Below are 12,484 nucleotides of genomic sequence, written 5' to 3'. Positions count from 1 at the left end.
TGGGAGATGGAAATCATGAGAGCAGCGGTATTCAAAGGAAAGCATCAAATGGAAGTGTTAGATTGGAAAACGAAGGATCTCGAACCGCATGAGGTGCGAATTCGGGTCGAAAGTTGCGGCATTTGTGGTACGGATCAGCATATTTATCATGGCCACCCCGGATCTGCGGCGGTCGACCCGCCGATCGTGCTCGGCCATGAACTGGCAGGCGAAGTGATAGAGTTGGGGTCTAGGGTTTCGAACTTAAAGCTAGGTGACAGAGTATCGATAGATCCGAATATTTATTGCGGCGAATGTGAATATTGCCGGAGCGGCCGGCCTCACCTGTGCGATCACCTTCAAGCAATCGGCGTGACGCGAGACGGTGGCATGGCGGAATATTGCATTGTTCCTGCGGTAAACGCTTACCGTATCCCGAACGAGATGAGCTATGCAGAAGGTGCGATGGTAGAACCTGTCGGTTGCGTCTTGCATGGATTGAAAAAAATCGATGTTCGCCCGGTTCATACGGTACTCATTATCGGTGGCGGTTTCATCGGCCAATTATTCCTCCAGCTTGTAAAAAAACAAGGAGCGGCAAAAATTATTGTCAGCGAACCTGCGGTGGAGAAACATGAGCGGCTTCTTGAACTAGGGGCGAACGAGGTCGTGCAGCCAACGAGTCCAGAAACAGTACAATATCTGATGAATATTGCAGATGTCGTGATCGAATGCGTGGGACGCAAAGAATCAATGGAGCTTGCAATCCAAGCAGCTCGAAAGGGAGGTCAAATCCTTCTGTTCGGTGTACCCTCGCCAGACACTCTGATTAATGTTTCTCCTTTTTCCATTTTTTCAAAAGAACTAAGCATAAAGGGATCTTTTATTAATCCTTTCACACATGAGGAAGCGATTTCATTCATTCGGCAAAACATAATACGGATTGAGCCATTAATCAGCCATTATTTCTTACTAGAAGACATTCCGGAAGTGATGGGGAAATACCCCCAGATGAATGTAGCGAAAGGTGTAGTCACTCATTCTAAATAATATGCGCGATTCCACAGTCATCCAAGGGTTTTCGCAACCACATCTCCAACGTTATGCAGAAATTGAATGTAACAGGCCGTTCGCAAGCGGTTGCCCTGGCTGATCAAGCTTGGGGAGCTGAAAATATAGACGGGGCCTGCGACTATGCGTTAAGCCTTCTTTTGGCCGAAAGGGCCGGGGGAGGTTTTTTGTTATAGAAGGGGGGCGGTAGAAAGAAGTGCTTTCATAACTGTAAAGTGGTTTCATGCCCTAATCTATCAAACTGAAGATGGAAATACCAAAATTGACGTGAAGCTGGAGAACGGCACGGTCTGGATGCCCCAGAAGGCTATTGCGGAGTTGTATCAGACAACTAAGCACAACATCAGCCTACACGTTCGCAATATTTTCGCTGAGAATGAGCTTGAAGAGGATTCAGTTGTCAAGTTTTACTTTACAACTGCTGAAGATGGCAAGAAGTATAAAACGAAGCACTACTTCTGTTGATTATGACCCCAATGCGAACTTGTCCAAAGAGTTTTTTGCTACAGTACAAAACAAGCTTCATTTTGCCATCCATAGGCATACCGCCGCAGAGCTGATTGCGAAGCGAGCAAGTGCAGACAAGGGCAATATGGGATTGACCAGTTGGAAAGGAGATAAGGTCAGGCGGAGCGTCAGTCCCCCATGTACATGAAGGATTGGATAGAGAAGTTGAACTCATTCCTGAAATTCAATGAACGCGAGACTCTAACCAATGCAGGCAAAATTTCGTAAGAGGTGGCGGAGAAACTGGCTTTTACGTCCCAGCTATTATCGGGATCGGTCCATCCCAATTTCTTGTAATTAGAACAATTTCCTTTCAAGCGCGTTGGTATTATAATTTCAATGAATTTCAGACATATCATTATTATCGGTAATCCAGCACACAAAGTGGAATCAGGTTATGATAAAATAAGATATATGAATAACATCCAGGGAGTGATTCGAAGTGGAGTGGCAGCAAGTACGTGAGTTATTCCCCAATCAGTTTGTTTTGCTTTCTATATTAGACTATACCGAGCAAGAGGATAAAAAAATTGTAACGGATGCGGCACCAATCCGGTCGGTTCCTGCCGAAGAAGCGAACAAAGCCTTCTTCAGTGCAGAGCCAGGCAATCTTGTGTATCACACAGCTAATGAGGAATGCATTATTCATTTGCGCAAAGACCCGCTGCTGAGAGTGAGGCGCGGCTCATGAAGCTCCATTATGACGGACAATTATTGACTGCTACGGTTACGGTTTGCTATCGCGGCAACGTTTTGGAGCTTACTGATATTGTTATTGATACAGGCTCGTCACATACGATTTTCAGTCCAGATGTGCTTGAAGGCATTGGCGTTACTTATGAGAATGGCGATACGGTTTACGAGGCATACGGTATAGGTGGAACTGTTCCTTTTTACACCAAAAGATTGGATTACATTCGGCTTGACACCTTTAAGTCAGAACAAATTGAAATTGATGTAGGCATGTTGCCCAAAGCTCATAAAGGTCTGCTTGGACTGGATATTTTGCAAGCATACGGTTTTATTGTGGATTTGGACAAGCTTAAGCTATACAGGTCAGTAATATGAGCCAGTTAGCCGTGCAATGAACTTGAAAGTGATTTTACAGGTTCATTTCCGGGCGTACTTCAAATCACATCTCCAACGTTATGCAAAAATTGAATGTAAAAGGCCGTTCGCAAGCGGTTGCCTGGGCTGATCAAGCTTAGGGAGCTGAAAATATAGACGGGGCCTGCGACTATGCGTTAAGCCTTCTTTGGCCGAATGACCGGGGGAGGTTTTTTGTTGCGGGGGAGTAGCCTTTTAAAGCCAAAGAGTATACAAAATGAGGCAGCAGTTGTAAAATTGCATTATTTGCGTCTTCCAACTGCGGTACATAAGTAGTAGGCATCCATTATTTGTTAAATTCTACTCAATGCCGGTACGCGGAAGCGCCTATATAAACGATACGGAGGATTACCAGATTTATGAAGAAGAACGGAACGATGAACAAAATATTGCTGCTGCTGTTAATAACACTGCTCGCTGCGTTGGCCGCAGGCTGCGGTTCTTCCAATGGAAAAAACACGCCGGGTGCGGAGAATACGGGAGCGGCGGGAGAGACCCCTTCGCTTTCTTTGGGCATGCTGCCTTCGATAGACGCCATCCCTTTTATTATCGCCCATGAGCAGGGTTTCGACCGCAAACGCGGGGTAAATCTCGACATTCAGACCTTCAAAAGCGCCAAAGACCGCGACGCGGCATTCCAGGCGGGAAAGCTGGAGGGGTTTAGCGCGGACCTGGTTGCGGTTGCCATTTACAATAACGCCGGATTGGATGTGAAGATTGCCAGCGCCACCTTCGGCGAGTTCGATCTGCTGACTGGTAATGACGGCATCAAGGAGGTCAAGGACCTGAAGGGCAAGACGGTCATTTTGTCCAAAAACACCTCCACCGAGTACACCGTCGCCACCATACTGAAGCAGGCGGGTCTGAGCGAACAGGACATTAATGTAACCGAGGTGCCGCAAATCCCGACTAGACTGGAACTCTTGAAAAATAAAAAGGCGGACGCGGCTGTTCTGCCTGAGCCATTCGTGACAATGGGCAAAGCCTCCGGCCTGCGGGTACTTGGCTCCACACACTCGGCAGGAATCCATCCGTTCGTGCTTGCCATCCCGCAGAGCGCGATCGACGCCAAGCCTAAGGCCATTCAGGCGATGTACGCAGCCTATGACGACGCGGTAGCTTATATGAAATCCCATGACCAGAGCGAATACGTTGACACGATAATTAAAGCGGTGGGTTACCCCGAGACGCTGAAGAGCCAAATCCAGGTACCCGATTACCTTCCGGCGTCCCAAGTGGACAAGGAGCAGGTCGCGGCGGCTTTTGCCTGGGCGAAGGAGAAGGGGCTCTTGACCAAGGAGCTGTCTCCGGAGGACGTGATCTCAAATGTCCAGTTCAAGTAATAAAGACGGACTTCGCATAAACGGGCTGACCATAAGCTATAAAGAAGGAACGCCGGCCTTTGGGCCGACCTCGCTGCACATACCGGAGCATGGCATCTACACACTGATCGGTCCGTCGGGCTGCGGTAAGTCGACGCTCCTCAAGGCCATTGCCGGTCTGCTTCCCCGGTATACGGGGGACATTACATATAATGGACAGCCCGCGCATGGCCGGGATACCCTTATCGGACTTGTGCCGCAAACCTACGGCCTGCTGCCCTGGAAGACTGTGACGGCCAATCTCCGCACGGCTCTCGCGGTCACCCTTCCCGGAAGAGAGCAGAAGGAGGAGCGGGAGGACCGAATCCGCCGCTGGCTGGAAGCCATGGGCATCGCCGATCTGGCCGGACGGTATCCTCTCTCACTCAGCGGAGGACAGCAGCAGCGGGTCGCAGTTGCCAGGGCGTTCTCGCTGCTACCCGAAATTATGCTGCTGGACGAGCCGTTCTCTGCGCTCGATGCGATGACCCGCGAGACGCTGCAGCGTCTGTTTCTTGAGAACTGGCGAACGCATCCGGTCACGGCTTTATTTGTGACTCATGATGTGGAGGAAGCGATCCTGCTGGGGGAGAAAATTGCCGTTATGTCGCCTGGCGGCCGGGAACTGGATCTTATCGAAAATCCCGTTTTTTCATTAAAGCATGAAGATAAACGAAGCAGCACGGAGTTCTTCGAGCAGACCAAGCTGATCAGAAAGGTAATGCAGGAGAAATGGTAAAAACAACGCGCTATCATTATATTTTACGGCTATTGCTTGTATTCTTGGGGATCAATGCGGTCTGGTATGCCGCAGCTCTGCTCATTAACATGCCGATTCTGCCGAGTCCCTTTGCGGTTTACGCATCCTTGTTCCAGTTTGGGTTCACGGAAACCTGGCTGAATATCGGATACAGCCTGTACCGCGTATTTGCCGGAATGCTGCTGGCGCTTCTGCTCGGCCTGCTAATCGGCCTTCTCATGGGGCGTTCGATGTTTTGGAACAGACTGCTCGACCCTGTAGTCTACCTAACGTATCCCGTGCCCAAAATCGCCCTGCTGCCCGTCGTCATGCTGTTTTTCGGACTGGGGGAAATCTCCAAAATACTGATGATCATGCTGATCCTCATCTTTCAGATCATTATCTCCGTACGCGACGGTGTAAAGGCGATCCCTGGCAGCGCCTACGAGGTACTGTCCAGCATCGGAGCAGCCGCGCTGCATAAATTTTGGCATGTAACGCTGCCTGGAGCGCTGTCGGTCATTCTCAGCACGGTCCGTATTTCACTTGGTACCGCCATTTCTGTGCTGTTTTTTACTGAGATTTACGGAACGGAGCATGGAATGGGCTTTTTCATTATGGATTCATGGCAGCGTTTGGACTACCCCGGAATGTATGCGGGAATATTGCTGTTCAGTCTTGTTGGCTTTATTCTTTTTCTGCTGGTTGATGTGCTGGATAGTATCTTTATGAAATGGCGCAGGTCCTAATCGCGATCCACGGCCGTACTTTGCGAATTACCATCTTCAATAAGCATTCTTTTGCCTTATGACAGGTGATAGAAGGTTTTTTTCTGTGAGTAAGAGAACTTTTATATGGAAAATAAATGAATATATCTTTATAATTACTAAGAATTGAAAAAAGGAGGATGAGATTTTGAGGAAAAAGCATATCCGCACGCCGGGCTTCACGGTAAAATCCGCATTAACCGGAATGGTGGCATTTACTCTCGCGATGCCGGCAGGATTGGCCGCCGCAGCTACTTCTTCCGGTACCACCGCAGCCGTCCCCGTTTCTTACAAGGTGGCTGCCGACAAATCCCAGAATGCCGCGGAATCTGCGAAGACAACTGAAGCAGACCCTACCCAGGCCAAGTTTACGAAAGCGCAGGCGATCTCCAAGCTAAGAGAGTTGTTTCCCATTCTAGCTGATGCGGAAGTAACGAGTGTGGAACTGGGCATTACCAATACGTATCCCGCACCATCCAATCAAATGATATGGAACATTCAATGGAATTACCAGAAGGGCAATAATGGATATGGCATTAGCAGCCAGGTGGATGCCGTTAATGGAGATCTGATTAGTACATATCTCTATTTTTCGGATCGGCAGCAGAACCAGAAATATTATCCCCCTGAGCTCACTAGGGAACAGGCGCTGGAGAAAGCCAAAGCTTTTATCTCTAAAGCGGCTCCCTCCCTTTCGATTAACGATTTGGAACTGCAGGATGGCAATGATTATTTGAGTAATCCCGCACTTTTCGGTCCCGTACAATACGGATTTACTTTTAGCGTTGCAAAGAACGGCATCACTTCCCCGCTTGAAAATGTCACCGTGGTTGTCGACGCGGACGGCAGTGTAAGACAGTTCAACAAATCACCGGAGCATTGGAACTACCCAGCGGCTGCTGCGTCGATTACGCAGGCCAAGGCGGAGCAGACATTTAGCGACCAGTTTGACGTGGAGCTTGTTTACGTGCCTGTCTACAAGAATGGTAGCAGCAACAGTTGGATCTTAGGCTGGCGGCCGACCGAGCGGGCGCTGTATGCCATCGATGCCCTAACGGGAAAAAGACTGGACACTTTTGGCGCGGAAAGTACGGTTACAGCATCCGTATACAGCGATATTCCGCAGGCTGCAAGCCGCTTTGCTCCCAGAACCGCCGCAACGGAAATGACAAGCGATGAAGCGGCCAAGCGGGTGAAGCAGATCGTCTCCATTCCCGCGGCGAGAAAGCTGATATCCAGTTCGCTGGGCAGCGATTACGCGAATACCGGACGGAAGGTTTGGAGGCTGGCCTGGATGGACAGGGAGTCTCTCAAAACCGGTTTCCCCTCTCAAACTTACGCCGAAATTGACGCCGTTACTGGGGAAATTCTGAGTATCAATGAAAATCAATATCCAGTCCCGCCTGACGCCCAGGAAGCGAACAAGCCGAAGGGCAATGAAGCTAACGCGACACTGCAGCAGGCCAAAAATAAGGCGCTCGCCTTGATTAACCTCCTGTATCCCGATGCCGCCAGCAATCTGAAGCTGGTCGAGCGGGAAAATACCGCCGGCGAAGGCGCGGGCTTCACCTTCCAATTCCTTCGCTTCTATAAAGGGGTTCCGATTAGCGATGGCGGTCTGACGCTTGTGCTCGACCATACCGGCGCATTGAAGACCTATATCGTTCCTCGGACATCGGATCTTGGAAAAGCGGGAGTCGATCTGTCCGCAGTGAAGACTACGAAGGCAGAGGCGCGGGCTCAGACCTTTAACCGCTATAAGGTGAAGCTGCAATATGGAAGCTTCGGAGGCAATACCATTGCCAGTTACACAAAGCCGAAGATCAAGCTTGTATATTCGCCAGTACTTGAAGATCCCGCCAACATCCCGGAAGTCATTGACGCGGTTACCGGCAGACCGACCGCTCAGTATGAGGTGCCCGGCAAATTGCAGAAAGCAGCCTCCGCTTCCGACATTCAAGGACACGCGGCCGAGCAGGCGCTGTCGACATTGGTGAAATACAATATTTTGGTACCGGATCAGAATGGAAAAGTGAATCCCGATTCCGAGATTTTCGCCGGAGAATGGCTGACCTGGATTACCAAGGCGATTACGCCTTATTTTACCGGCTACAATAACGGAACCGAACCTAAGCCGGTCGCCGGCGTTAGTCCGGAAAGCCCGTATTATAATGCGGTCTCCTACGCTGTGCAGAACCAGTGGATTGATGCAGGCAGCACGTTCCAACCGGACGCCAAGCTGACACGCGAGGGATTTGCGGTCCTCTTGGCTTCCATTGTCAAATACAACAAGATCTCAGCCTTCTTGCAGGCTGATCCGGCCTTAGCCCAATTTGGGGACGCGGCCTCGATCACCCGCAAGGGCGAAGTTGCGGTCGCTGTGAAGCTTGGCCTTCTCCAGGGAGAGAACGGCAAATTTAATCCGGCAGACACCGTAACCAAGGCCGAGGCGGCCACGGTAATGCTGAAGCTGGTGGAACTCCAGGGCAAGACGGATCAAGCTATCGGGCAGCCTATTTACTAAGTGCAGTAAGTGTAAAGCTTTAAGCCGTTCAGCGGGGGGAATTCGCCTTCGCCGGACGGCTTTTTTCTATAAGAATCCTCTTGTTTTAATTAAAAAAATTTGGGACAATAAGATACGATTACGGCTTAAGCAGCTGCATATTGAATGACAGGCTTTGCAGAAGCCTTGAAAAGAGGATAAATCATGAGCAAAACTTCCATCTATGGATTGACCTTTGATCAGCTGGCGGCATGGCTGCTAGAGCGCGGACACCGTAAATTCCGGGCTCTGCAGGTGTGGGATTGGCTGTATATAAAGCGGGTAACGGATTTTTCGCAAATGGAAGATGTGCATCCGGACGCCTTGCGGCAGCTAGACGAGCATTTTTCCATCCGGACCTTGACCGAGCATGTAAAGCAGGAGTCGATAGACGGCACGGTTAAATTTCTGTTCCGGCTGCCGGACGGAAATTTGATCGAAACGGTATTGATGCGGCAAAAATACGGGCTGGCCGTTTGCGTAACGACCCAGGTCGGCTGCAATATCGGGTGCAGCTTCTGTGCAAGTGGGCTTCTGTCCAAGAGCCGGGATTTGAGTTCCGGGGAGATTGTGGGGCAGATCATGCAGGTGCAGTTGTATCTGGACCAGATGGGGAAGGGAGAAGCGGTAAGCCACATTGTCGTCATGGGCATCGGAGAGCCGTTTGACAACTTCGAGAATATGGTAGATTTTCTGCTGATAATCAAGAATCAGAAGGGGCTGAACATCGCCGGACGGCACATCACCGTCTCGACCAGCGGCCTTGCGGACAAAATTATTGAATTTGCGGACCGCAACCTTCAGGTAAATCTGGCTATTTCCCTGCATGCGCCGAATAATGAGCTTCGCAGCCGAATCATGAAGATCAACCGCGCCATTCCGATCGAGAAGCTGATGCATGCGCTTGATTACTATGTGGAGAAGACGAAGCGGAGAACGACGCTGGAGTATATTTTGCTGCGGGATGTGAACGACCAACAGGAACATGCTCTTGAGCTGGCCAAGCTGATTGTCGGTTATGGCCCGCTCGTCAACGTGAACCTGATTCCGTATAATCCGGTGGATGAGCACAGCCAGTATCAGCGCAGCGACCGGGAGACGGTACGGGCTTTCTTCGATACGCTGAAAAAACAGGGTGTGAGCGTCAGCACCCGTCTGGAGCAGGGAACGGATATTGATGCGGCCTGCGGACAGCTGCGCAGCAAGCAGATTAAAGCGTCGGCGCTGGGATAAGGTTTTCATAGGGTCCGCGAGTTGAAACAACTCACGCATATATCACACGCACCTTACATCTTCTGGTTTATAGATGACTTCCTTCCATATAGGGGTTTTTCTAAATTATAGGGTTATTTAACAAACAAGCCCGTTTACGCTTATTACGGCGAAAACGGGCTGTTTTTGTCGACTAATTTAGGAAGTCTCCTTATTTACCAAGCTGCTTATCCAGTTCGCGAACCGGATTTACACCTTTGTTCTCTTCGGTAGTATGCTTGCTCATGAACCAGCCGATGACGGCGATGAGGACAAGGACGATATAGAATGTCGCCTTCCACAATGTGCTGTGCGCGAAATCCTCGGATAATATACCGAGCGAAGGATGCGCAAGTGTAATGACAGCCAGCTTGACGCCAACCCAGCCGACGATAACGAAGGCCGCGACCTCAAGTCCCGGACGGGAATGAAGGAGCTTGACGAAGAAAGAGGCTGCAAAGCGCATGATAACAAGTCCGATAAATCCCCCGGCAAAAATAACGAGGAACACGCCACCGTCGAGGCCGCCGATTGCGGGAAGACCGCTTGGCGGAAGCGCAACGGCCAGAGCGACCGCAGCAAGAATAGAGTCGACGGCAAAGGCGATGTCCGCCAGTTCCACCTTGAAGACAGTCAGCCAGAAACCGCCTTTCTTTTTGTCAGCGTTTTCCTTTGCGCCGCTTTCCGCGGCTTCATCCGTTACCGGCTTCTTCGAAGCAATGATTTTACGAATGATGTGGTTGGCTGCTATAAAGAGCAGATAAATCGCCCCGATCGCCTGCACCTGCCAGATGTCCACCAGGAACGAAATGACGAACAGCGAGCCGAACCTGAAGATGAACGCCCCGAACAGCCCGTAAAAGAGCGCCCTTTTCCTCGTCTCCTCAGGAAGGTGTTTCACCATGATTGCCAGCACCAGTGCATTGTCCGCAGCGAGCAGCCCTTCCAGCCCCACTAGAACAAGCAGTACCCAGCCATACTCCAATAGTAATCCAAAATCCATTGTTGTTACCTCCCTCGCGTTTATGATGACCCAAAAGTATATAAAAAAGACCTTTACCAAACAGATTGAATTCAAAAAAAAGAATCAATCTGAATGGTAAAGGTCTCGCTAACAATAAGATATTGCCAATAAAGCCGGAGAAATCATTGTGTTCTCGTACTGACGACTTTATTTATCAGCTACTCCCCTTTACGGGATATTCGGTTTACTTAGTTTATGCCTAGAAAGATCATATATTAGTTGAGAAACATTGTCAACAGTGGGGGATTTCAATCATCCTCTCTATAATTTAGAGTTTATTTCACTAGAATCGACATTCCTTTTGTCGGAACTAGGGGATACATGTAGAGAATTCATTCAGTTAAGCCACTGTAAAAGGGGAGTAAAATGACATTGATTTTCAATGAAAACGGGATATGAAAACGTAAACATGGAACGTGAATGTTATATAATCTAACATATCATTTGACGAAACTGCAAACACGTGGAAATACCTTAAATTTTCTTGTTTACGCTAATTGACGATATACGGGATTGAAAATATGATGAGTGTACAACAAAGCTTTCCAAGCAAGGTTGAGGTCAGGAAAACTGACATGTCGGATGTAGGTTAACTAACAAGCGACCTACTTGAATCTTACCCCAAGGAACCCGGTTGTGAAACATTGAACAGCTGACGCTCCGCAACACTTAGGCGCATGCTTCCGATACGGAGAATGATGCGAAGTATGCGCAAGGGAGTACAACTCCTCATTACTTTAAGGAGGTGGGAAAAATGAAGCCGCAGCCGACGTCGTGTTCATCAAGTGCAGCAGAGGACGATATCAGTCGCCACCCTTGCTACAGCGAGGAAGCCCATCGGTTTTTTGCCCGGATGCATATCCCGGTCGCTCCCGCCTGCAACATCCAATGCAACTACTGCAACCGTAAATTCGACTGCGTGAACGAAAGCAGACCTGGGGTTGTCAGTGAGGTGCTCACTCCGGAACAAGCGGAGCGGAAAGTAAAAGGTGTGGCAGCACAGCTCATGCAGCTGTCGGTGGTCGGCATCGCCGGACCCGGCGATCCGCTTGCAAATGCCGATAAGACTTTCGATACCTTTGCGAGAGTCAAGAAGCATGTGCCCGATGTGATGACCTGTCTCAGCACCAACGGACTTACGTTATACCGGCACATCGATCGGATCGTGGAGCTCGGAATCGGACATGTAACGATTACGATCAACGCCATCGACCCGGATGTCGGTAAAGAGATTTATCCTTGGGTATTTGATGAAGGAGTACGTTACGAAGGAAGAGAAGCCGCCGCTCTGCTGATCAGCCGTCAGCTTCAAGGCGTGGAGGAACTGGCGAAGCGAGGCATTCTCGTCAAAGTCAACTCGATTATGATTCCGGGGGTCAACGACAAGCATCTGGTTGAAGTATCAAAGAAAGTCAAGGAGCTAGGCGCGACGCTTCACAATGTAACGCCGCTGATTATCGCTCCGGGCAGCCAGTATGAGAAGGACGGACGCAAGGCTCCTCGTCCGAGAGAACTGAACCAGCTGCAAGAGCAGCTGAGCGAGGGCGGAACGAAGCTGATGCGTCACTGCCGCCAATGCCGCGCCGACGCGGTTGGGCTGCTCGGCCAGGACCGTAACCAGGATTTCCAACTGGAAACGATGGAAGCCGATCCGGTTATCGACCTCGATGCAAGAGAACAGTTCCAGCAGGAGCTTGACATCAAAATCCGTCAGCGCCTGATCGCGAAGGAGAACCGCCGAACCATTCTTGACGAGAACAAGAAGACAAGAGTCGCGGTTGCCTCCAGAGGCGGGGACAAGGTCAACCAGCACTTTGGCCATGCGACGGAATTCATGATTTTCGATACCGACGGTACCGAAGTGAAATTCATCGGTATCCGGAAGATACAGGCGTACTGCCACGGCACAGCCGATTGCAATGGAGACAAAGACGAAACGCTTCAAGAGATCACCTCGATCCTCAGCGATTGTCGGATTCTTCTCAGCTCCGGTATCGGCGACGCGCCCCGCGCGGTGCTGAACAAAGCAGGCGTACTGCCCCTGGTCCGCAAAGGCGGAATACAGGAAGCGATACTTGAAAGTGTGAAATACGGTTCCTATTTTGAAAATATTAATATATCGAAGGGATGATTAAT

Annotated in this window: 10 protein-coding genes and 3 pseudogenes; 12 read left to right on the top strand and 1 reads right to left on the bottom strand. The window is 50.0% G+C overall.

Going from position 1 to position 12,484, the window contains the following annotated elements; all coding sequences use genetic code 11:
- The first annotated feature begins 15 nt into the window (after nucleotides 1-15).
- From VK70_RS16375 to rlmN, 11 genes and pseudogenes are all read left to right on the top strand, one after another.
- Nucleotides 16-1,029, top strand: coding sequence for a zinc-dependent alcohol dehydrogenase family protein (locus tag VK70_RS16375; RefSeq protein ID WP_046723518.1), 1,014 nt, complete (start codon nucleotides 16-18; stop codon nucleotides 1,027-1,029).
- Between the two features lie 17 nt (nucleotides 1,030-1,046).
- Nucleotides 1,047-1,158: pseudogene (locus VK70_RS27950) on the top strand (LuxR C-terminal-related transcriptional regulator); the annotation flags it as partial.
- A gap of 268 nt (nucleotides 1,159-1,426) precedes the next feature.
- Nucleotides 1,427-1,785: pseudogene (gene rhuM, locus VK70_RS27320) on the top strand (RhuM family protein).
- A gap of 214 nt (nucleotides 1,786-1,999) precedes the next feature.
- Entirely contained in the window at nucleotides 2,000-2,248 is a 249-nt protein-coding gene (locus VK70_RS16370) for a hypothetical protein (protein ID WP_025695628.1), read from the top strand.
- The gene (locus VK70_RS16365) at nucleotides 2,245-2,625 is read left to right on the top strand and encodes a retropepsin-like aspartic protease (protein ID WP_025695629.1); all 381 of its coding nucleotides are present in this window, start codon (nucleotides 2,245-2,247) and stop codon (nucleotides 2,623-2,625) included. The genes VK70_RS16370 and VK70_RS16365 overlap by 4 nt, the downstream gene beginning before the upstream one ends.
- Nucleotides 2,626-2,666: 41 nt before the next feature.
- A pseudogene (locus tag VK70_RS27945) lies at nucleotides 2,667-2,781 on the top strand (LuxR C-terminal-related transcriptional regulator); the annotation flags it as partial.
- Between the two features lie 242 nt (nucleotides 2,782-3,023).
- Complete coding sequence (locus VK70_RS16360; RefSeq protein WP_179945319.1) at nucleotides 3,024-4,007, top strand: ABC transporter substrate-binding protein; 984 nt, start codon at nucleotides 3,024-3,026, stop codon at nucleotides 4,005-4,007.
- Nucleotides 3,991-4,764: an ABC transporter ATP-binding protein gene (locus tag VK70_RS16355; protein ID WP_025695631.1), complete on the top strand. Its 774-nt coding sequence runs from the start codon at nucleotides 3,991-3,993 to the stop codon at nucleotides 4,762-4,764. The genes VK70_RS16360 and VK70_RS16355 overlap by 17 nt, the downstream gene beginning before the upstream one ends.
- Complete coding sequence (locus VK70_RS16350) at nucleotides 4,758-5,513, top strand: ABC transporter permease (RefSeq protein ID WP_025695632.1); 756 nt, start codon at nucleotides 4,758-4,760, stop codon at nucleotides 5,511-5,513. The genes VK70_RS16355 and VK70_RS16350 overlap by 7 nt, the downstream gene beginning before the upstream one ends.
- Before the next feature lie 166 nt (nucleotides 5,514-5,679).
- Nucleotides 5,680-8,055, top strand: a complete 2,376-nt coding sequence (locus VK70_RS16345) for an S-layer homology domain-containing protein (protein WP_025695633.1) — start codon at nucleotides 5,680-5,682, stop codon at nucleotides 8,053-8,055.
- Between the two features lie 183 nt (nucleotides 8,056-8,238).
- Nucleotides 8,239-9,306, top strand: a complete 1,068-nt coding sequence (gene rlmN, locus VK70_RS16340; protein WP_025695634.1) for a dual-specificity RNA methyltransferase RlmN — start codon at nucleotides 8,239-8,241, stop codon at nucleotides 9,304-9,306.
- Nucleotides 9,307-9,496: 190 nt separating this feature from the next.
- Here rlmN and VK70_RS16335 read toward each other — a convergent pair whose 3' ends face one another.
- Nucleotides 9,497-10,327 (bottom strand): TerC family protein, encoded by an 831-nt coding sequence (locus VK70_RS16335; protein WP_025695635.1) that lies wholly within the window; start codon nucleotides 10,325-10,327, stop codon nucleotides 9,497-9,499.
- 775 nt (nucleotides 10,328-11,102) lie between these two features.
- Here VK70_RS16335 and nifB point away from each other — a divergent pair.
- The gene (gene nifB, locus VK70_RS16330) at nucleotides 11,103-12,479 is read left to right on the top strand and encodes a nitrogenase cofactor biosynthesis protein NifB (RefSeq protein WP_046723516.1); all 1,377 of its coding nucleotides are present in this window, start codon (nucleotides 11,103-11,105) and stop codon (nucleotides 12,477-12,479) included.
- The last annotated feature ends 5 nt before the right edge of the window (nucleotides 12,480-12,484 follow it).

The organism is Paenibacillus durus ATCC 35681, assembly GCF_000993825.1.
GTDB lineage: Bacteria > Bacillota > Bacilli > Paenibacillales > Paenibacillaceae > Paenibacillus_AQ > Paenibacillus_AQ durus_B.
This window is presented reverse-complemented; position numbering and strand designations above follow the sequence as displayed.